16 protein-coding genes are annotated in these 21,907 nt (G+C 39.7%); 4 read left to right on the top strand and 12 right to left on the bottom strand.

Translation table 11 applies throughout. The features are described from left to right. Position 1: 1 nt before the first annotated feature. The 10 genes from F994_RS08055 to F994_RS08010 form a co-directional block, all read right to left on the bottom strand. The gene (locus F994_RS08055) at positions 2–589 is read right to left on the bottom strand and encodes a tetratricopeptide repeat protein (RefSeq protein WP_004649794.1); all 588 of its coding nucleotides are present in this window, start codon (positions 587–589) and stop codon (positions 2–4) included. Continuing rightward, positions 586–1,179, bottom strand: a complete 594-nt coding sequence (gene metW / locus F994_RS08050; RefSeq protein WP_004649793.1) for a methionine biosynthesis protein MetW — start codon at positions 1,177–1,179, stop codon at positions 586–588. Before metW ends, F994_RS08055 begins: the two co-directional genes overlap by 4 nt. Continuing rightward, positions 1,179–2,339, bottom strand: a complete 1,161-nt coding sequence (gene metX / locus F994_RS08045; protein ID WP_004649792.1) for a homoserine O-succinyltransferase MetX — start codon at positions 2,337–2,339, stop codon at positions 1,179–1,181. The genes metW and metX overlap by 1 nt, the downstream gene beginning before the upstream one ends. 102 nt (positions 2,340–2,441) lie before the next feature. Continuing rightward, the gene (gene leuA, locus F994_RS08040; protein ID WP_004649791.1) at positions 2,442–4,139 is read right to left on the bottom strand and encodes a 2-isopropylmalate synthase; all 1,698 of its coding nucleotides are present in this window, start codon (positions 4,137–4,139) and stop codon (positions 2,442–2,444) included. Positions 4,140–4,424: 285 nt separating this feature from the next. After that, a complete protein-coding gene (locus F994_RS08035) occupies positions 4,425–5,528 on the bottom strand; it encodes an alpha-hydroxy acid oxidase (RefSeq protein WP_004649790.1) in 1,104 nt (367 codons plus the stop codon). After that, positions 5,525–6,208, bottom strand: a complete 684-nt coding sequence (locus F994_RS08030; protein ID WP_004649788.1) for a Fe2+-dependent dioxygenase — start codon at positions 6,206–6,208, stop codon at positions 5,525–5,527. The genes F994_RS08035 and F994_RS08030 overlap by 4 nt, the downstream gene beginning before the upstream one ends. A 114-nt stretch (positions 6,209–6,322) precedes the next feature. Continuing rightward, positions 6,323–8,557: a catecholate siderophore receptor Fiu gene (locus F994_RS08025; RefSeq protein ID WP_004649787.1), complete on the bottom strand. Its 2,235-nt coding sequence runs from the start codon at positions 8,555–8,557 to the stop codon at positions 6,323–6,325. A gap of 379 nt (positions 8,558–8,936) precedes the next feature. Beyond that, positions 8,937–9,620: a Fe2+-dependent dioxygenase gene (locus F994_RS08020; RefSeq protein WP_004649786.1), complete on the bottom strand. Its 684-nt coding sequence runs from the start codon at positions 9,618–9,620 to the stop codon at positions 8,937–8,939. Positions 9,621–9,723: 103 nt separating this feature from the next. Further along, entirely contained in the window at positions 9,724–12,024 is a 2,301-nt protein-coding gene (locus F994_RS08015) for a TonB-dependent receptor (protein ID WP_004649785.1), read from the bottom strand. Between the two features lie 214 nt (positions 12,025–12,238). Next, positions 12,239–14,482, bottom strand: a complete 2,244-nt coding sequence (locus tag F994_RS08010; RefSeq protein ID WP_004649784.1) for a TonB-dependent receptor domain-containing protein — start codon at positions 14,480–14,482, stop codon at positions 12,239–12,241. A gap of 281 nt (positions 14,483–14,763) precedes the next feature. On the opposite strand from F994_RS08010, the gene tig reads away from it, so the two are divergent. The 4 genes from tig (at position 14,764) to F994_RS07990 (ending at position 19,124) form a co-directional block, all read left to right on the top strand. Next, positions 14,764–16,098, top strand: a complete 1,335-nt coding sequence (gene tig / locus F994_RS08005; RefSeq protein ID WP_004649783.1) for a trigger factor — start codon at positions 14,764–14,766, stop codon at positions 16,096–16,098. Positions 16,099–16,289: 191 nt separating this feature from the next. Further along, entirely contained in the window at positions 16,290–16,895 is a 606-nt protein-coding gene (gene clpP / locus F994_RS08000) for an ATP-dependent Clp endopeptidase proteolytic subunit ClpP (protein ID WP_004649780.1), read from the top strand. 27 nt (positions 16,896–16,922) lie between these two features. Next, on the top strand, positions 16,923–18,233 hold the full coding sequence (gene clpX / locus F994_RS07995) for an ATP-dependent protease ATP-binding subunit ClpX (RefSeq protein WP_004649779.1): 1,311 nt from the start codon (positions 16,923–16,925) through the stop codon (positions 18,231–18,233). A 177-nt stretch (positions 18,234–18,410) separates the two neighbouring features. Continuing rightward, on the top strand, positions 18,411–19,124 hold the full coding sequence (locus F994_RS07990; protein ID WP_004649778.1) for a DUF2846 domain-containing protein: 714 nt from the start codon (positions 18,411–18,413) through the stop codon (positions 19,122–19,124). Positions 19,125–19,129: 5 nt separating this feature from the next. Here the strand turns inward: F994_RS07990 and F994_RS07985 are convergent, their stop codons facing one another. Both F994_RS07985 and F994_RS07980 read right to left on the bottom strand, forming a co-directional pair. Next, on the bottom strand, positions 19,130–19,678 hold the full coding sequence (locus F994_RS07985; protein WP_004649777.1) for a DUF2059 domain-containing protein: 549 nt from the start codon (positions 19,676–19,678) through the stop codon (positions 19,130–19,132). 108 nt (positions 19,679–19,786) lie between these two features. Continuing rightward, positions 19,787–21,313 carry a fumarate hydratase gene (locus F994_RS07980; protein ID WP_004649776.1) on the bottom strand — a complete coding sequence of 509 codons (1,527 nt, stop codon included), beginning with the start codon at positions 21,311–21,313 and terminating at the stop codon, positions 19,787–19,789. Positions 21,314–21,907 lie beyond the last annotated feature (594 nt).

Genomic DNA, 21,907 nt, shown 5'->3' with positions numbered 1-21,907 from the left:
CTTATTGCGCTTGAATCCATTTGTCGGCACGGTCACGCGCCATACGAATTTGGTCTTGGCTTAAGTTTGCGGCTAAAGCGGTTTTTTTACCTTCAGACAGTGAAATGACTTTGTTGTCGAGCATGCCATCACGGGTTGAAAGTTCATACCATTGGTATGCACCCACGTAATTTTTCTTTTGCTCTTCCATCATTGCGAGGTTAAAGCTGGCACGGTTGTCACCGTGGCTGGCTGCTTTTTCAAAATATTTACGGGCTAACGTTTCATCTTTTTTGGTGCCAACACCATCAGCCAACATACGACCGACATTCAATTGCGCCGCAGAAAGACCTTGATCCGCAGCGGCTTTATACCAAGTAAAGGCTTGGTTTTCATCTTGTTGAATGTCTTTGCCGTGTTGGTATTTGGTCGCCAAATAGAATTGTGCACCTGCTTGACCAGATTTAGCGGCTTTAATCAGACTATTAATATCCATTACAGAATATTGGGCAGCCTGACTCGAAACAGAAGGTGTAGATGAAACATAATCTGCATGGGCTTGAATGCTAAAGAATCCAAGCAATAGTGTGCTGAGTAATATTTTTTTCATAGTGCGCTCACTCGATAAATAGCGACTTCACCAAACAGATTCGGAACATGTTTACTCAGTAAACTACCTTGTTGGTTCCCATTCACGGCGAGTCGATTAATAATCCGAATGTCATTTTCAGCACAAAGTGCTTCAAAATCACGGAAAGTACATAAATGGATATTGGGTGTGTTATACCACATATAAGGTAAAGCATTTGAAACAGGCATCATTCCCTTTAAAGCCAAGAAAGAACGCGTCTTCCAATGGGCAAAGTTAGGAAAGGTAATAATGGCTTGTTTCCCGACACGCACCATATCACGCAATAATACGTCTGGTGCATCTACAGCTTGCAAAGCCTGTGCCATAACCACGTAATCAAATGACTGGTCTGCAAAACGACTTAAACCAAGATTTAAGTCTTGTTGAATAATATTTAACCCTCGACTGACCGCAATTGCAATCTTTTCTTGATCGATTTCTAATCCATATGCACGAATGTTGTGCTTTTTTCCCATATGTGCTAGCAGTTCGCCATCACCACAACCGAGATCGAGCACGCTAGAGTCCGGTTTAATCCATGTTTCAGCAAGTTGATGGTCGATACGCATTACACAGTCTCCTTAGGTGTTGCTTCGAGGTGTTCTACGCCACCTAAAAATGCACGTAATGATTTCACGTAAAGCGGAATAGGGAATAAGAATGAATCATGACCTTGTTCTGCATCAATATCGACATAGCTGACCGGTTTATGATTGCTAATCAGCGCATCGACAATTTCTTGTGAACGTTGTGGGGTGAAACGCCAATCTGTGGTGAATGAAACCACCAAGAAACGGCATTTGGTGTTTGCCATTGCCTTGGTTAAAGACAGCTCATATTCACGTGCTGGATCAAAATAGTCCAAGGCTTTGGTCATAATCAGATAAGTATTGGCATCAAAGTTACGGCTGAATTGCTCACCTTGATAACGCAAATAGCTTTCGACTTGAAATTCAACGTCAAAACCATACATAAATTTACCCGACTTTAAGTCGCGGCCAAATTTTTGTTTCATGGCTTCTTCTGATAAATAAGTGATATGACCGACCATGCGCGCCAAAATTAAGCCGCGTTTAGGATAGCTGTCATTTTCTAGATAACGTCCGTTATAGAAGTCGGGATCAGATAAAATGGATTGCCGCGCAACTTCATTAAAAGCAATATTTTGTGCAGAGAGTTTCGGTGCACTGGCAATAATGACACAATTTTTTAACCGGTCAGGATAATCCACCGACCATTGCAAAGCCTGCATACCGCCCAGTGAACCACCAATAATGGAATACCAAACCTTAATGCCTAAACGATCGGACAATAGCGCTTGAGTTTTAACCCAGTCACGCACTGTCACCAATGGAAAATCTGGACCATAAGGACGATTGTCATTTTCAGGGTTGGGCGATATTGGACCCGTTGAGCCACTGCAACCGCCAATATTATTTAGTGCCACCACAAAGAATTTAGACGTATCAATCGCTTTGCCCGGACCAATACAGGCATCCCACCAGCCTGCTTTTTTATCATCATCATGATGATAACCTGCCGCATGATGATGCCCAGACAGCGCATGGCAAATCAGAATCGCATTAGATTTATCTGCGTTGAGCGTACCGTAGGTTTCAACCATGATTTCGAAACGTGGCAAAATACGACCACATTCAAGCTCTAAAGGCTCTTCAAATTGGAACTTTTGTGGGATAACGATGCCCACTGAGTCAGCTGGAAAAGACACAGGAATAATTCACCTTAAATCTTTAGAATGTATAAATAAAAGGATACCACTTGAGTGGTATCCTTCTAAAGTCATTTTAGTGCTAAATATTATTGCTAATATTTATACCGCAGCTGCAATCACTTGCTCGGTGTTAAGTACACTTTGCTCAATCAAGCGGTTAGTACAGGCAATAATCGCTTCGATTGAAGACGTCACGATGTTGTCATGTACCCCAGCACCAAATGCAGATTTACCTGTACCCTTGACTTGAAGTTCGATCAAGGCCAAAGCTTTGGCATGTGCGCCAGAACTGATGCTACGCTCTTCATAACTTAATACGTCAATCGGCAACTGAAGTGCATTTAAGATCGCAGAAATTGGACCATTGCCTTCACCGCGCAATTGTTGAGTTTCGCCATTCACTTCAACATCAAGTGCAATCACTTGGCAGCCATTTTCATCTGACAAGCGATAGTTTTTCACCGAATAATATGCATCTTTGGCAGCAACATAATTTTCTTTGAACAATGCCCAAATATCTTGTGCTGTGACTTCTTTGGCTTGTTCATCAGTGACTTGTTGCACTGCTTGCGAGAATTCAATCTGTAAACGACGCGGCAACACCACGTTGTAACTAGATTCTAACAAGTAAGCGATCCCGCCTTTGCCCGACTGTGAATTGACACGAATCACTGCGTCATAGTCACGACCTAAATCTTTCGGGTCGATTGGCAAGTAAGGCATATCCCACATGTCTTGGTTCTTTTGGAATTCAAAGCCTTTTTTGATGGCATCTTGATGTGAACCAGAGAATGCAGTGAACACCAAGTCGCCAGCATATGGATGACGTGGATGCACAGGCAAGCCAGTACATTCTTCAATGGTGGCAATGATTTCGTTAATGTTAGAGAAATCTAAGTTAGGTGCAACACCTTGGGTATACATATTTAAAGCAATTGCGGCAACGTCGACATTACCCGTACGTTCGCCATTACCAAACACACAACCTTCGACACGATCCGCACCGGCCATAATGGCCAATTCAGAAGCTGCAATACCACAGCCACGGTCGTTATGACAGTGCACAGAAATGATCACGCCATCACGACGTTGAATGTTGCGGTGCATCCATTCAATTTGGTCGGCATACACATGCGGGCCTGAAACCTCAACCGTTGCAGGCAAGTTTAAAATCACTTTATTCTCTGGAGATGCTTCCCAAATTTCAGTAACCGCATCACAAACATCTTTCGCGACTTCTAATTCAGTTGCAGTGAAACATTCAGGGCTGTATTGGAAAATCCAGTCCGTATTTGGATATTGTGCTGCATATTCTTTAACTTTTGTCGCCGCATTCATGGCTAATTTTTTGGCACCCGCCACATCTACATTCAAGACTTTTTCACGGAATGTTGGTGAGTTTGAATTGTAAATATGCACGATGGCACGTTTTGCACCAACTAAAGATTCAAAAGTACGCTCAATTAAATGATCACGGGCCTGAACCAAGACTTCGATATAAACGTCATCTGGAATATGATCTTCTTCAATCAATTTACGGGTGAAGTCAAAGTCAATTTGTGATGCAGAAGGGAAACCAATTTCAATATGCTTAAAGCCAATTTTCACCAACATCTGGAACATTTTAAATTTCTGTTCCATATCCATCGGTTCAAAAATCGCTTGGTTACCGTCACGAAGGTCTGTGCTCATCCAAATAGGCGCTTGATTAATTTCTTTATTCGGCCATTGACGATCTGGCAAGTCTACACGTTGATACATGCGACGATATTTTTTACTTGGATCAGCTAACATCATGAGGTAACTCCTTGTGCAGCATAGGTTGCTCGTATCTTGGGTAAAGGCAACTGCTTACTACTTATATAGATGGTGTCTATTGTATCGATTTACAAGTAATTTTCGGAGAATTTTCACCTAAAGTAGCATAAGTCTTATACGGTGGATTAAACACCTCATAAGCTTAAACACGCTTATCTTGTAAATGGATTAACTTGACCCTAATTCTAAAATAGAGTGCTTGGAAATAATTTCCTTATTTTGCAGTGTATGATTGGATTAAGAAAAAAAATTCCTTTAAAGGTTTTATTTATGCAAAATATGTTCTTGATTAATGTCATTGACGGTGGCTGTTCCCATTAAAACCATCGTAATCTCAAATTCTTCCTTTAAAATTTTAAGCACATGTGCCACGCCTAAAGCGCCTGCGGTTGCCAATCCATAAATATAAGGACGACCAATGCATACAGCTGTTGCACCCAAAGCAATCGCTTTAAACACATCAGAACCACGGCGAATACCGCCATCTAAAATTAAAGGGAAATCTGTAGGAACGACTTTCTTGATCAGTTGCAGAGCCGTGAGCGGGGAAATACAGGTATCTAAGACTCGCCCCCCATGATTAGAAATAATCAGTCCTTGCACACCGTATTGCAGGGCCAGCTTGGCATCTTGAGGATGCACAATACCTTTTAAAATCACAGGCAGGGAGGTGTGTGCAATGATCCATTCAATATCCGCCCATTTCGGTGCAATCTGCATTAAGCCATTAAATACAGGATGTTGATTTTCATCTATTTCAGGCAATGGAATATGCGTTGGTATATGTGGATGCTGCATGCCTTCAGGTAACTGAAAAAATACCCGTCGTTCACGATCCCGAATGCCTGTATGCGGTGAATCAACGGTAATGACCAGAGCTTTAAAATTTTGTTGTTCTGCCAGTTGAACCAAGGCCAAAGACTTTTCACGATCACCTTGCCAATACAATTGAAACCATTTGTATGGATTGTCTGCTTTTAGACTACGCATATCGGTATTGCTAAAATTACTTAAAATGAAATTGCTTTCCAGCACTTCAGCAGCCAAAGCCGTAGCCAGTTCTGCTTCAGGATGAAATTGTTGCTGATGTCCAATCGGGGCTAAAAAAATAGGATGAGGAAACTTTTGTCCTAAAATTTCACAGGCGGTATGACCTTGGGTCAGGTCATTTAAATGCCTTGGAATCAGTTGTATTGTTTTAAATTGATCCAGATTCGCTTGCACACTCAGTTCATCCATTGATCCGCCCTGTAAATAGTGCCAGACCATAGTTGGAAGATGCTGTTGGGCTTGTTTTTCGTAATCGGCAATGGTTTGTAAATGAGCAGGAATTTGTTTTAAGGGTGCGAGAGGCGTAAAAGCGTTCATAGGTCGCCCCATTGGCGTAATAAATTATGATAATGACTGGTCAAATGGATGATTTCTTCTGAATCACCGACCTGTTGGCGTAGTTTCATAATGGTCATATCAAGGTTAAACAACATGCTACGTTGCCAATCATCTTTTACCATGCTTTGTAACCATGTAAATGCAGCCACCCGCTTGCCCGCAGTGACCGCTTCAACCCGATGTAAACTGGTGGCAGGGTAGAGAATGGCATCACCTGCGTCTAACTTGACGTCATGGCTACCATAATGATCTTCCACAACCAGTTCGCCGCCTTCATATTCATCGGGTTCAGATAAAAATAGGGTGATGGAGACATCAGTCCGAATGGCTTGTCCTGTTGCTGTTGAATATTGCACCGCGCTATCGACATGGTTGCCATAACTACCATCATGTTGATAACAATTAAATAAGGGCGCGAGAATATGTTTTGGTAATGCTGCTGATTTGACCAGAGGGTGCTGCTGTATAGCATGCAATATTTTTGGGGAAAGGGATTGATAAATGATGCTGTTCACATCAATTTGTAGATTATGTTTAATTTTTTGAGCCTGAATACCCGCACTGTGTTGTCCATGAACCCATGCCTGACTGGCATCTAATTGCTGACGTAATTCAGTCACTTGTTGTTTGGTCAAAACTTCAGGAATATGTAACATCATTAGGCTTATCAACCTTCCTTAAATGGGTTGAACTTAAAAATAAAAATGTAGTGCATTACGCATAACACACTACATTTATACTCAATTTTGTCAGCTTAATTAAGCTTAGGTGGCTTAAAACTTATAATTAAACGTCAGTGCTGCCGAACGTGGTTGACCTAACACGACACGACCACCGCCATTGTTTAATGTACTGATGTAGTCTTTATCTGCCAAGTTATAAACATTGAGGTTTACAGAAGCATTTTTATTGATGCTATAGCCAGCCATGGCATCAAAGACCACATAACCTGGAATATTTGGCATTTGGGCAGGTGTAGTGTCTGTAGTCACGACACGTTTTTGTTCATCAACATAACGTGCACCTAAGCCCAGCTTAAAACCAGCAATGTCATAGGTTGACCATAAACTTGCAGTCCATTCTGGTGACCAACGTTCTGCTACAGTCGTCGCCGTTGCAGTACGTTGATTTAACTGTTTCACTTTCATGTGTGCTACACCAGCTGAAACATTCCATGCTTCAGTGATTTGTCCTACAGCACTCAGTTCAACACCATCGACGCGTTTTTTAGCTTCTTGCACTGATAATTGTGAAATTGGATCAATAGTAAACTGATTTTCATTTTCAGTGCGATAGACAGCACCATTTAGTGCTAATTTACCTTCCAGTAAGTCCCATTTGGTGCCGACTTCGTAATGATGAGTTTCTTGTGGTTTTGCCGCTGAGCTATTTGCACCCGTATCTGAAAGGGTGAAATTTGCACTTCCCGGAGGCGTTAGAGATTTTGCATAAGAAGCATATACGCTGCTAAAAGAGGTTGGCTTAAATAAACCACCCAATTTCCAACTGACTAAAGTATCGTGTGCGCCTAATTTTGATGGAACTAATACACTGCTATTCGATGGAAGCGTTAAAGCATCATATTCAGTGTCATAATAATCAACACGTACCCCACCATTGAGTTGGAAACGCTCGCCAAATTTTAGAGTATCAAATAAATAAGCTGCCGCTGTTTCCGATATACCATGAGTATAACCACCGTTATACATCAGTGCAGGAACTGCCGCATTACGATCTGGGTGATAAAGATTTGCCCAAGAGGTTACCGCCGTTTGACCCGGCATTTGGGTGGCTAAAATTTTTGTATCTTGTTCTTCTTTTAAAAATTCTAAACCTGCGACAACGTCATGTTCAATTGCACCAGTTTTAACATTCCAGTTTAATGTAGTTTGGTTGGCTAAAATTTTATTATCCTGATCCAGACCTTGGCGTGAGCGGTTAACTTCCCAGTCTTTTGGATTATTTGAACCATTGGTTCTTAAACCAGCCGAACCGGTATTCATTCCTGTTAGAACGCGGTTCATACTGGTTTTACCCAAGCGTGTAATATTGGTTAGTTTTAAATTTTTTGCTAAATCACTTTCAATTTTAGCCGTGAACATATCGGCATCGACATCTTCATAGTCATTAACGTTACCGTAATAATTTTCACGGTTCACTTCTGGTGCTGCATTTAAAATTGAATTGGTATTATAAAACCCTTCCATACCAACAGTTGGAATACCACCATCTGGAATATTACGTTGACGCACGTGTTGTGAATAGAGGTACAGACGCGTATCGGTATTTAAACCAAAAGCAATCGAGGGTGCAATTGCCCAACCCTTGTTTTCAATAAAATCACGACCTTCAACACCGCCTTCTTGCCCCATTGCATTTAAGCGAATTGCAACATTGTCATTGATGGCTTGGTTAATATCGGCAGTCAAGCGTGAATGTTCCGCAGTATTATAGGTTGCAGAAACTTCACTTGAATTTTCAGTTTGAGGAAGTTTAGTTACTAAGTTGATATAACCTGAAGCTGATCCACGGCCTGCTTCAGCACCAGATGGTCCTTTGACCACTTCAATTTGTTCTAAGTTAAATACGTCACGCGTGACTGCTCCTAGATCACGAATACCATCGACATAAGTCGAGGTTTGAGTAGAAAAACCGCGCATTTGGAATGCATCACCCGCGCTGGTATTGCCGTTTTCGCCCAATTGCAAAGTAATCCCAGGCGTATTACGCAATGCTTCTGTTAAAGAGGTTGCCCCTTGTTCTTTTAATAATTCTTTTTTAATGACTGAGATTGTTTGCGGGGTATCGACCAGTGGTTGAGTATATTTCGGTGAACTGACGGCATCTGCTTTATATTTATTTTCGACTTCAGATTGAACTGTAATTTTTGGTAGAACCGTTGTCTCATCTTGAGCAGGTGTTGCCGCATGGGTCATGAGGGGGAGAGATGCAGCTAAAGCAACCAATGGAGCTGTTCTATTGTGTTTACGGCTTTTAATCTGTGCCATTGTGGGTAATCCCTAATATCGTATATGACCGAATTTCCTTACTGCCTGCAACTTTTGAAATGATGCAAAATGGCAGTAAATATGGAGGTATTGTTATAGCGAGTAACAATTGATGCGAATTCTAGTGATAATAGTTATCATTAACAATATTATTTGTTTGAAATAGCCCGATTTGATGATGGAAATAATGTTTAAATGAGACTTGGTGATTTAAGAAAACAATCGTGATAGGTGAAAGGTAAACTAAATTTTATATAGGAATAAATCGAATGGTAAAATATATAAAAACCAATATCTTAGTAAGTTTATGAAAAGAAATTGAATATTCTGGAGTTAATGAAAATAATCTCCAGAATTGGATGTGTTAAATCATTTTTTCTTAAAGTTCTGCCCATTTTCGCATCAGGTTGTGATACAGATTGGTGAGTTTGACCACTTCCTCGTGTTGATCACCCAACTGCATACGCAGGCTTTGAATAGATTGGTCTAAATTAAATAACATATGGCGTTCAGCATCATCACGAATCATGCTTTGTACCCAAAAGAAAGAAGCAAATCGTGTCCCACGAATAATACTGCTCACTTCGTGTAAGCTGGTTGCAGGGTAGAGGACGACATCGCCAGCAGGTAGTTTGACTTCATGATATCCATAGGTATCTTCGATGACTAAATCGCCGCCTTCGTATTCTTCAGGCTCACTTAAGAAAAGTGTACAAGATAGATCTGTTCGCATTTGCTGGGCAGTGCCACGAATCAGTCGAATGGAGTTGTCGACGTGAAAGCCAAAACTTTCATGCTTATCATAGCGGTTAAATAGCGGTGGAATAATCTGGCATGGCAGTGCAGCAGCTTGGAAAACTGGATGCTTCCAAATGGCCTGAATCACCAGCTCGCTTAAATGATGCGTCAAAGGATCTTGTTCGGAGAGTTGCTGGTTTTGCTTCACTGAAGCGGAAAGGGTTCCTGCTGTAACTTTTCCTCCAACCCAGTTTGCTGTTTCCATCATTTGACGAAATTCAGCCACTTGCTCTTTCGATAATACATTTGGAATGTGATGAATCACAGAGAACATCCTTTTGAATAGATTTTATAAAAAAATAGCCTCTTTAAGAGGCTATTTTATAGGAATTTCCATAAATCCCATAATTTAATTATGGGATTTTATTTTAATATTTGAAGTTAATTGCAAGAACCGCGTTGCGGCCATTACCTTCAAATGCATAGTGCGCTGCATGTGCACTGGTAAAGTATTGTTTGTCAGAAATGTTATTCACATTTAACTGAACATTTACATTACGGTTTACATCATATTTCGCCATGGCGTTGTAAATGGTGTAAGTCGGTAAGTATTTCGGCGCAGTTGTATTTACAAATACTTGGTCACGGTATTCGGCACCAGCACCCAGCGTTAAATTTGGTAGAACTTTATATGTTGACCATAAAGTAGCACTGTTTTTCGCCACAAATGGAAGTGGTTTACCTTCTTGAGCAATTGCTGTGTAGGCTGCTTTGGTGATTTCGCTGTCGAGATAGCTATAACCTGTAGAGACTTCCCACTTGTTGGTAATTTTACCGTTTAAGCTTACTTCGAAGCCATCAACTTTACTTTCTCCTGCATTTGCAGTCGTCGTCGAGTCAATTTGAATACGTGTATTTTGCTTCTCGGTACGGAAAATAGCGGCCGTTAAGTTAGCACGATTATTAAATAAGTCCCACTTTGTGCCAATTTCAAAGGTACGTGCTTCTTCTGGCTTAAGCGCATTAATAATATCGGTTGTACCAAGTGCATTGTCACTGCTATCACCTTCAGCCAGTACGCCAACAGGGTTTGCAGAGGTTGCAAAACTTGCGTAAATGCTACCATTTTCAGTTGGTTTGTAGACTAGACCGGCTTGATAAGTGAAAAAGTCTGAGTCACTTTCGTATTTTGTACCTTTAGGAATGCTGATTGTTGAGTTGTAGGCACCAGCAGTTGTTGCGTAGACATCTTGATTGTATTTTTTCTCAGTTTCGAATTTATCCCAACGTACGCCTAAGCTTAAGAGCCATTGAGGAGTAAATTCAATGCTGTCTAAGGCATAGATAGATGCTGTCTGGCTGCGAGTCGTAGACTGCCCGTTAATACTTCCGACAGTATCGGTAAATGCGCCATTGCCTGGATTATTTAAACTGGTACACCAGCCATTGAGGGCAGCGGCAGTTGAGTCACAAGAATTGATACTAGAGTTTAAAATTGTGGAGGTTGTTTGTCCTGCCGCATTGGTGAAGGTATACATCCCCTGATCTGTTTTTTGTAAGCTCCATTCAGTCCCGACATTAAAAGAATGTTTTAATGCACCCGTGTTGAATTTACCTCTTAAAGAAAGTTGATCGCTATAAGCATCTGTATCCAAGATACGGCTTAACGCACGGCGAGCTACAGTCCCTCTATAAATATTCCCTTTAGAGTCGTCTGCATTGGTATAGATATAATCAGACTTAGATTTGTTATAAGTGGCAATATTAGATAGCGTTAGGTCTTCATTGAAGTCATGTTCTAACTTGAATGTCGCAATTTGGTTTTCACGTTTGTCAAAATCACGTGCTTTCCAACCGTAGTAAGTGCCTGCTTTAACACTGACTGGTTTACCATCACCCGGTGTTACAGTTACCCCAGGAGGTGGGGTCGTTGGGGTTGCGTTGTTAAATGGAATACCTGCATCTGGTTCATCATTGCTACGCAAGTAGTAATAACCGACAGAACCACGCGTATCAGAACCAAGACCAAATGCTAGGCTGGTTGCAATACCTGCGCGAGCATATTCTGCACCGTCACTTTGTCCTGCTTTTTCATTTTCATGTCCCATCACGACAACACGACCGGCCATTCCGTTGCCGAAATCTTTATTTGCATCGAGTTGAATATGACGATAGCTATCTGTACCGCCTTGTACACTTCCTTGATAGGTATCACCTTCATGTGCCACTTTAGGAATCAGGTTGATACTTCCACCAACGCTACCGCCGCCACCAAGGGCAGAAGATGATCCTTTAATGACTTCAACTTGTTCAATCGCGAACATGTCTCGACTTTGTGAAGTGGTATTACGGACTCCATCAACATAAATAGATGATTGACCACTATAACCACGAATATAAGGCATATCTGTAAATGGTGTACCACCTTCACCAGCACCTAAAGTAATGCCGGGTTCATAACGCAATGCTTCTAATAATGTATTTGAGTTGGTTTCTTTAAGTAATTTTTGCGAAAGAATAGAAACGGATTTTGGGGTATCCAGAAGGGGAGCTACAAATTTAGAATTCGCAGATTGATCTACTTTTAAACTTTGTTCTGTTGTAGCTTGAGTGTGAATAGTATCAAGTTGAGCAACTTGATCTTGTGCAATTGCATTACCAGCGATAACTGAAAGTGATGACACAATCGCAGAAGATACGAATTTTTTGCGTGTTTTAATGAAGGCCATTTCTAACTCAAAATGTGTACTGTGAAAATGTATGAGAATAATAATGATTCTTATTTTTTATCACTATTGATATGAATTGGAATTGGCGATTATTAATATGAAGTAAAATGGGATATTAGATGAAATAATGTAACAAATTGTAATTAAGTGATTGATTCTGTTGCTATATAGGAAAACCCTGCATAAGCAGGGTTCTTTATGGGGATTTTAAATCTTAGAAATCATAAGATACAGATAACCAGTAATTACGATCAGGTATGTAAGTTCCAGCTATTCCACTGGTTGTTTTTGTATATAAAAAGGCGTTGGTTAAGTCTCCATCGGCATTAATGAAGGTGTTATATTCACCAAAATCTTGGTTGAGCAAATTATTAACACGACCAGATAAAGTAACTTGATTATTTACTTTATATGATGCACCGATATTAAATAACTCATAAGCTTTTAACTCATTGTTGGTTACTTCTACTTCTCTAATTGTATTAACGTTTAAACTAGGATTTTCAAAACGTTTTCTCTTTGACTTATATTCAGCTTCTAACCATGTTGTAAATTGATCATTTATATACCAAGTACCTGTCAGATTTGCTGCATGTCTAGGGGTATTTTCAATAGCTTGTCCTTTATTTGTACCTTCTGTAATTTCAGATTCTATCCAAGTGTAGTTTGCTTTTAGATTAAAACTTGAAGAAATATCATAGCTAGTGGCTAATTCAATACCATAGCTTTCTGCTTTATCTGCATTACCTTTAAAGGTAAAATTTTGTTGATTGTCAAAATTACCAACAGTCATACAATTTGCTGCTGGGGGTTGGCCTACTGGGCGACTTGCCCATATGCAGTTTTCGAAAACACTTGCATCCGATGTAATAATGTCTTTGAATTGAGTGTAGAAACCTGTTGTTGTAATATTAAAATTATTTAGATTATCGAATGTAAAGCCTATTTCATAATTTGTTGTTTTTTCAGGCTTTAAATCTGGATTGCCTAAAGTAACATTTTTTCCTTGGTTGCTAAAACCATTAATTCCACTATGTAAATCATTTGCTGTTGGAACTTTATATCCAGTACTTACTCCGCCTTTTAAAGTAACATAATCGTTAGTATTCCATACTAAGTAAGCTCTAGGGGTAAAGTGACCTCCAAATGCACTATGATCTTCATAGCGGCCACCAAATGTAAATGCAAGAGAGTCTGCAAGACGCCATTCATCTTCAACAAATATTGACCATGAGTCTTGAGCAAACTTAACGCCATTCCCTGCAGAGTTGTCGATGGTTTCACCATCTTTGTACTCAATACCTGATGTTAATTTGTGATTTTTGATAGAAGCCACAATACGAGAATCAATGGTTAAATCTGTATTTTCAAGTTCACGGTTTGCTGTACCATCTGAATAATAGTTATAAGCAGGTGCATTACCAATAGGCAAACGGCGTCCTTCTTGTTTCGACTTTACTTGGCTCGCAAATGTTTTCCATGTTCCAAAACTTAAGTCGGCATCAACACCAGCAGAAACACGATCTCTTAAAAACTTAATTTCATCTTTATAAGATCCGACCCCTGTGATAGTGCCATTTGTTCTATGGTACTCATATAGCTCACCTAATCGAGCATCACTATTATCAAATCGCTGTTCTGAGTGATCAAAATCAAGCCAAGACGTTAAAGAATCATTCATTTTGTATGTGAGCTTTGAACCAATCGAATAGTTATTTGCTTCTACAGTACGAGGATCACGTCCTTGGCTTCCTTGATTAATTGATTTTGCAGGATCAACGAGACGTTCAGAATTATTTCTATGAAAAAACTCCCCGCGTAATTGCATGCCTAAAACATCTTGAATGAGTGGGCCGTTTACAACAGCGCTGGTTTTCCAACTGTCCCCAATATCAGAGTTTTCTTGGACAGTTTGTTCTAAAGATATATTTCCTGTCCATTCGTTACTTACTTTTTTAGTAATGATATTAATAATACCACCCATTGCATCTGATCCATACAATGTTGACATAGGGCCTCGAATGACTTCAATACGTTCAATCGAAGCAAGAGGAGGCATAAAGCTTGTTGAAAATTCTCCAAAGCCATTTGGCCCAATTGAACCAGATGTATTTTGTCTTTGGCCATCAATTAAAATAAGTGTATACGCTTGATTAAGCCCACGCATTTGTATATTTAAGCCACCTGTTTTCCCTTGACCATTACGAATATCAACACCCGGTACATCACTTAGAGCATCTGCAATTGTGGTTATGCCTTTCTTTTTAAAATCTTCTGCTGTAATCACGGTAATAGAAGCAGGGGCATCTTTAATTTTTTGTTCATAACCTGCCGCGGACACCACAATGGTCGCAAGCTGATGTTTGGAAGAAGAAGCTGTTTCAGTATTTGCAAAAATAGAAGTGGATGTCATTCCTAGAATAGCGATGCTAAGCGGACGAAGGTTGAACTTACTCATAAAATAGAATTCCAAAGATGGACGAGATAAATAATTGAAAATAAATAAGATAAAAAACAAACAACTTAATAGTAATGATAAAGTTTATCATTTGCAATAAAAAATATACAAAAGTGCCACTCATGGATAAAGAAGGAGGTTTTGTTTACATAAAACGTAGATTTTATCGAGGGAAAAGGTAAAAATAGTGGTTAAATTATCCTACTTTGTATATCTTGCAATGTTGTCATATAATATGGCACTTTCAAAATTGCAATTACTATTTCTATATCGAGGAAGCCATGCAAGTAACTTCTGAAGCGGTTTCGGGCGTTGCCCGTCGTTTAAATGTATCTGTACCGACGAGCCGTGTGAACGAGCAATTTGAAGCTCGTTTAAAACGCACTGCCAAAACTGCGAAGATCAACGGCTTCCGTCCAGGTAAAGTGCCTTTAAATGTTGTACGTCGTGAATATGGCGCAGGTATTTACCAAGAAGTTGTGAACGATGTTATTCGTGACACAGTTTTCGAAGCAATTCAGCAAGAAAAAATCAATGCTGTTGGTATGCCAAACATTGATAAAGTTGAAAACAAAGACGACGCTCTTGTTTATCAAGCAACTGTAGAAGTTTATCCAGAAGTTGAAGTAAACGCATTTGACGCTTTGGAAATTGAACGTAAAAAATCTGAAGTTAACGACAAAGACGTTGACCAAATGATTGAAAATCTTCAAAAGCAACGTGCATCTTGGACTGAAACAAAAGGCATGGCTAAAAAAGACATGCAAGTAACTTTTGATTTCGAAGGTACTGTTGACGGTGAAAAGTTTGAAGGCGGTACTGCTGAAGACTTTAAACTTGTTTTAGGTTCAGGTCGTATGATTCCTGGCTTCGAAGACGGTATCGTTGGTATGAAGAAAGGCGAAGAGAAAGTGATTGACGTTACTTTCCCTGAAGACTACCAAGCTGAAAACCTTGCAGGTAAAGCTGCACAGTTTAAAATTACTGTTAAGCTTGTTGAAAAACAAAAACTTCCAGAAATTGATGCTGAATTCTTAAAAATCTTTGGTTTAACTGAAGAAGAAGGCGTTGAAAAATTAAAAGCTGACGTTCGCAAAAACATGGAACGTGAAGTAATGAACGGTCTTCGTAACCAAGTTAAAGCTGCAACGTTTGATGCACTTGTTGCTGCGAACGAAGTTGAAGTTCCTGCTGCTATGTTGGCTCAAGAAATTGACCGTCAACGTCAACAAATGATTCAACAGTTCACGCAACAGTTTGGTGCTCAAGGTGCGCAAGCATTTGACAGCAGCATGCTTCCAGATGACTTGTTCAAAGAACAAGCTGAGAAAGCCGTTAAACTTGGCGTATTGGTCAGCAAAGTTTTAGCTGATGCTAAAATTGAAGTTGATCCAGCGCGTGTTGAAGCATATATCAACGACATGGCTTCTTCTTATGAAGACCCAACTGAAGTGATTGAATACTTCAAAAATGACAAACAACAACGTGCTCAAATCGAAGCTGTTGTATTAGAAGATCAAATCGTTGATCACATTTTAGCTGCTGCTAAAGTGACTAATACAGATGTTAGCTACGAAGAATTATTGAAAGAACAACAAGCTCGTCAACAAGGCTAAGCTTAGTTAATCTAAAAAAAGGCGCATCATGCGCCTTTTTTTATGTATGGCTTTATCTAAACATGGCCTGAATTCACAATGTTTATATAAAAAATATCTGTTATTTAATTGGGAATATTTTGCAATTTCGGCAATTATCCCTCATATTGTGATTATGAGTTGAGTAACAAAAATTTAGGAATAAATAACGTATGTATGTTCCAACAATTGATAACGCTTTAGTACCAATGGTCGTAGAACAATCCTCTCGTGGTGAGCGTTCTTTTGATATTTTCTCACGTCTCTTACGTGAACGCGTCATCTTTTTGACTGGTGAAGTTGAAGACAACATGGCAAATTTAATTGTTGCTCAGATGTTGTTTTTAGAAGCAGAGAACCCAGATAAAGATATACACCTTTACATTAATTCACCAGGCGGGTCGGTCACTGCGGGTATGGCGATTTATGACACCATGCAGTTTATTAAACCGGATGTTGTGACTTACTGTATGGGACAAGCGGCATCAATGGGCGCTTTCCTGCTTAATGCAGGGGCAAAAGGTAAACGTTATTGCTTAGAAAATGCACGTGTCATGATTCACCAACCACTCGGTGGTTTCCGTGGTCAAGCATCAGATATTGAAATTCATGCACGTGAAATTCTATTCATTAAAGAACGTTTAAATCGTTTAATGGCTGAACATAGTGGTCAAGACTATGAACGTTTAGCGCAAGATACCGATCGTGATAACTTTATGACAGCTCAGGCTGCGAAAGAATACGGTCTCGTGGATGAAGTGTTAAGCAAACGTCCATAATTTTCAGATTTTAATATTGGAGTGAATATGTCCGAACATCCTCAAGGACAAAAGCATTGTTCATTTTGCGGTAAAACGCAGTCTGAAGTCGGGAAACTGATTGCAGGTGAGGACGCGTACATCTGTAATGAGTGTGTGGACGTATGCTTAGATTTAGTTCAAACCAGTCAACAAGTTGAATCGAGTGATTGGGCAACTAAGCCTTTGCCTAAACCACATGAAATTCGTGCTGCGCTCGATCAATATGTGATTGGGCAAGATGTCGCGAAAAAAACATTGTCAGTTGCGGTGTATAACCATTACAAGCGTTTAAAAGTCACCAATTCAGGTCATAAACCTGATGATGCTGTAGAACTTGCGAAAAGTAATATTTTACTTGTAGGTCCAACAGGTTCAGGTAAAACTTTATTGGCCCAAACTTTAGCGCGTCTTTTAGATGTTCCTTTTGCAATGGCCGATGCAACGACTTTAACCGAAGCGGGTTATGTCGGTGAAGACGTTGAAAACATTGTACAAAAGCTTCTACAAAAAGCAGATTATGATGTAGAGAAAGCGCAAAAGGGCATTATCTATATCGATGAAATCGACAAGATTACGCGTAAGTCTGAGAACCCATCAATTACCCGTGATGTATCGGGTGAAGGTGTGCAGCAAGCGTTATTGAAAATGATCGAAGGTACGGTGGCTTCAATTCCTCCTCAAGGTGGTCGTAAGCATCCGCAACAAGAGTTCATTCAAATTGATACGTCAAATATCCTATTTATTTGTGGTGGTGCATTCTCTGGTCTTGAGAAAATTGTGCAACAACGTCAGGAAAAAGGCGGTATTGGTTTCACTGCCGATGTGAAGAAAAAAGACGAAACTAAAAAATTGTCTGATTTATTCCGTCAAGTGGAAGCCAATGACTTGGTGAAATTTGGTTTAATTCCAGAATTCATTGGTCGTCTACCTGTGATTGCAACATTGGAAGAGTTAGATGAAGAAGCACTCATGCAGATTCTAACTGAACCTAAAAATGCCTTAACACGTCAATACCAATATTTATTTGGTATGGAAAATGTTGACCTTGTATTTGAAGATTCGGCATTACGTGCTGTTGCGAAAAAAGCATTAGAACGTAATACCGGTGCACGCGGTCTGCGTTCAATTCTGGAAAATTCTTTACTTGAAACCATGTATGATTTACCAAGCCGTACCGATGTGGGTACTGTGGTGGTGAATGATGCGGTGATTAATGCTGGAGAAAAACCAGAATTAAAACCAGAACGTCAGCCAAAAACAGAGACTGAAGCTGCGCCTAAAGTAGATTTAAAGGTGATTAACTCTAAATCTGCTTAACTCGCTATTCGTCTGAAACGTGCGGAAAACTTGAGTTTTCGCACGTTTTTTATTTCCAAAAATAACATCGAGTGTTAATCTCAAGTGCTAGGCGTGGATGCCTAAAGACAATCAATTTATCGAAAAATTAATTGCTTAATTCGTACAAAAATAAAAAATACGCGGTGAGGGAAAATCATGCGTGCAGTCTGTATAGCCATTTGTGCAAGCTTTATTTTACTGGGATGTCATGGTAAATCTGCTATTGAACATACTCAAGCAACATCAACTTTAAAACCTGTGAATACTGAACATGAGCCGGGTATGTTGGAGCAATACCGTTTTGGTCTGTTTACCATCGGTGGTTGGGTCAATCAAACACCCGGACAGCGCTTCCATCCTGTACATGCACAAAACGATCAGGCTGCAATCGTGTATATGTACCGTCCCGATAGCAAATGGAACCGTCAAGAAATAGTTGCGTCTAGTCTTTTTATTAATAGTGAACGTATTCCCAGTTTATTAAATAATCATTATTACTGGGTTGAATTGCCTGCAGGGACTTATCGTTTGTCGACCAGTCGTCCGCTGGGGGTGCAACATTTTCAAAAGCCGAAATATTTAGATTTTACTGTAGATGCGGGACAAACTTATTTTATTAAATACGATGAGGAAAACCTTAGTACGCGTCGTGAAGTTTCAGGTCCTTTAATGATTGTGCCTGAAAAAACAGGTTTAAATGAAATCGCATTTACCCAGTGGAAATCTGAAAGTTTTAACTTTGTGGCGAATGATCAAGATACTGGAAAAGTGCGCAAAAAAGCGCAAAAACTTAAACCGGTAAAATATGATCCAGCGGATGATGTACAGTTGACACAACCGTTTAAAATTTGGAACCCCACAACATGGTGATGGGGTTATTTTGAGTGCTCATTTTGTTTAAACAAAGGCTTTAGAATTTTTTCAACGCGTTGATTCATTTCTTTTTGCGTTGTAGGGTCTTGCATCATTGCTGTAGACATTTCGATACTGTTACGCATGATTTCAGCCATCATTTTGCTACTTTTTTTGTTAATAGACTGCCCAATTGGGGTTTCTAAAAATTGGATGTTCGCCAAAACTTCTTCTTCTGTGAAGGTTTGCATATAAACCCTTTTTAGCATTTGTACAAATTTAGGGTCGGAAATGAGTTTTTGACTAAAGGAAGCCGTAACATCTGCAATTTGTTTGGCTGCTTTTTGTTGTTCAGCATTCAACTGTTGTATTTTAAAAATGTTTCTAATCACTTCTTCGGCTTGCTGGTCATAGATTGGACGCATGTCTTGTTGTGATTGTGCCAATGTCCCGCTAATGTCACTCAGTTTGAGGGCTTTTTCGACCGATGCTTCTGTGGCGGGTTGAGCAAATGTGGTGAAACTTAAACTACATAAAGCAATGCTACAAAGCAGTTGATTGAATTTTTTCATCGTATTTTTAGTATCTATTGATTGGAAAGTATAAAAAATCAGGCAAAAAAACACCCTTAACAAGACTTTAGCATGTTAAGGGTGTTTAAAAAAAGTAAAACTTATCGCTTAGCCTGCTGCAGCATCTACCACAGGGATTTTACCAATTTTTGCTTGCCAGATTTTTGGTGCAGTAGCATGGATAGACGTACCATTCACGTCAACCGCAACCGATACAGGCATATCTTCAACCACAAATTTGTAGATTGCTTCCATACCCAAGTCAGCAAAAGCAACAACTTCAGCTTGACGTACTGCTTTAGAAACTAAGTAAGCAGCGCCGCCAACAGCCATTAAATAGGTTGCTTTATTGTCTTTAATCGCTTCAATCGCTGTAGGACCACGGTCTGCTTTACCAATCATGCCATACAAGCCAGTTGCTTCTAAAACTTGACGGGTAAATTTGTCCATACGTGTCGCAGTTGTTGGGCCAGCAGGACCTACCACTTCATCACCAATCGGGTCGACTGGACCGACGTAGTAAATGAATTTACCTTTAAGATCCACAGGAAGTTCTTCACCGTTATCTAACATTTCACACATACGTTTATGCGCAGCGTCACGACCAGTATAGATCGTACCGTTAAGCAATAAAGTATCGCCCGGCTGCCAAGAATTCATTTCTTCTTGAGTGATATTGTCTAGATCAACACGCTTAGAGGTTGAAGAATCCCAAGTCACAGCAGGGTAGTCATCTAGTTTAGGTGCTTGAATATGTGCAATACCTGAACCATCTAACTGGAAGTGTGCATGACGCGTTGCAGCACAGTTCGGAATCATGCCGACTGGTTTGCCCGCAGCATGGCAAGGATAATCTTTAATCTTAATATCAAGAACAGTGGTTAAACCGCCAAGACCTTGTGCACCAATCCCCAAAGCATTTACTTTTTCGAAGATCTCGATACGAAGCTCTTCCATTTTGCTTTGTGGGCCACGACGAAGCAATTCGTCCATGTTGATTTCTTCCATCAATGCTTCTTTGGCAAGCATCATGGCTTTTTCAGCAGTACCGCCAATACCAATACCCAACATACCCGGTGGACACCAGCCTGCACCCATCGTCGGAACAGTTTTAAGTACCCAATCCACGATTGAGTCAGATGGATTCAACATCGCCAATTTCGATTTGTTTTCTGAACCGCCACCTTTAGCAGCAACAGTAATATCGACTTTGTTACCCGGTACGAGTTTGTAGTGAATCACAGCAGGGGTGTTGTCTTTGGTATTTTTACGACCAAAAGCAGGATCAGCTAAAACAGATGCACGAAGAATGTTCGAGTTTTCTAAGTAACCCTGACGTACACCTTCGTTAATCGCGTCATCTAGGCTCATGGTTAAATCAAATTTAACATCTAAACCCACTTCAAGAAATACGTTAACAATCCCTGTATCTTGGCAGATTGGGCGATGACCTTCTGCACACATACGAGAGTTAATTAAGATTTGTGCAATAGCATCTTTTGCGGCTTTGTTCGCTTCACGATCATAAGCACGGCTCATCGCTTGGATGAAGTCTTGTGGATGATAGTAAGAAATGAACTGAAGCGCATCTTTTACTGATGTGATCAAGTCATCTTGCTTGATAAAAGTTGTCATATCAAATATCTCTTGAGCGGGCTGTTAGCTAGCGGGCTAAATTATAAGATAAAAAGCAAGTTTTGTGGGCATTTTGGCGGCTTTTTGGGCGAAAGTTTAATAGGCAATTTCAACTGAAGATTAAGATCATTTTTGTGGTGTTTTCTGGCATAAATATGACAAAAGAGGGTCATATTTTAGAATGTAGCTGGCATTTAAAGCAGAAGTTGAGATATTAAAAATGTATAAATATTTATAAGTAATTGAAAAATATTAATTAAAATAGATATTTGAGGTTGTGTTTAATATGACAAGATTGTCATTATTTTGTCATAAAACTTTTACATAATGACCTCATTCAATCTAGAGTGCAAAATACATGATTACAGCAGTTGTTTCAGTGCTTGGTTTTTCACTGTTTATCGCAGCAACGTGGTTCTACGGTCAACAAGAAGATCAGGCTTAAGCTTTATCTTCTTTTTTTTGTTTAAAATAATTCAAATATATTTGATTCTCTATCTTCAAATCTTCAAATCTTCAAATCTTCAAATCTTCAAATCTTCAAATCTTCAAATCTTCAAATCTTCAAATCTTCAAATCTTCAAATCTTCAAAT

This window comes from Acinetobacter bohemicus ANC 3994 (assembly GCF_000367925.1).
Lineage (GTDB): Bacteria > Pseudomonadota > Gammaproteobacteria > Pseudomonadales > Moraxellaceae > Acinetobacter > Acinetobacter bohemicus.
Note: the sequence above shows the minus strand (reverse complement) of the source record. Positions and strands in the feature narration are given on the sequence as shown.

Bases quoted from the DNA above. Each gene is read 5' to 3' on its own strand.
- F994_RS08055 (WP_004649794.1), bottom strand. From the start codon at position 589: ATGAAAAAAATATTACTCAGCACACTATTGCTTGGATTCTTTAGCATT.
- metW (WP_004649793.1), bottom strand. From the start codon at position 1,179: ATGCGTATCGACCATCAACTTGCTGAAACATGGATTAAACCGGACTCT.
- leuA (WP_004649791.1), bottom strand. From the start codon at position 4,139: ATGATGTTAGCTGATCCAAGTAAAAAATATCGTCGCATGTATCAACGT.
- F994_RS08035 (WP_004649790.1), bottom strand. From the start codon at position 5,528: ATGAACGCTTTTACGCCTCTCGCACCCTTAAAACAAATTCCTGCTCAT.
- F994_RS08030 (WP_004649788.1), bottom strand. From the start codon at position 6,208: ATGATGTTACATATTCCTGAAGTTTTGACCAAACAACAAGTGACTGAA.
- F994_RS08025 (WP_004649787.1), bottom strand. From the start codon at position 8,557: ATGGCACAGATTAAAAGCCGTAAACACAATAGAACAGCTCCATTGGTT.
- F994_RS08015 (WP_004649785.1), bottom strand. From the start codon at position 12,024: ATGGCCTTCATTAAAACACGCAAAAAATTCGTATCTTCTGCGATTGTG.
- F994_RS08010 (WP_004649784.1), bottom strand. From the start codon at position 14,482: ATGAGTAAGTTCAACCTTCGTCCGCTTAGCATCGCTATTCTAGGAATG.
- tig (WP_004649783.1), top strand. From the start codon at position 14,764: ATGCAAGTAACTTCTGAAGCGGTTTCGGGCGTTGCCCGTCGTTTAAAT.
- clpP (WP_004649780.1), top strand. From the start codon at position 16,290: ATGTATGTTCCAACAATTGATAACGCTTTAGTACCAATGGTCGTAGAA.
- clpX (WP_004649779.1), top strand. From the start codon at position 16,923: ATGTCCGAACATCCTCAAGGACAAAAGCATTGTTCATTTTGCGGTAAA.
- F994_RS07990 (WP_004649778.1), top strand. From the start codon at position 18,411: ATGCGTGCAGTCTGTATAGCCATTTGTGCAAGCTTTATTTTACTGGGA.
- F994_RS07985 (WP_004649777.1), bottom strand. From the start codon at position 19,678: ATGAAAAAATTCAATCAACTGCTTTGTAGCATTGCTTTATGTAGTTTA.
- F994_RS07980 (WP_004649776.1), bottom strand. From the start codon at position 21,313: ATGACAACTTTTATCAAGCAAGATGACTTGATCACATCAGTAAAAGAT.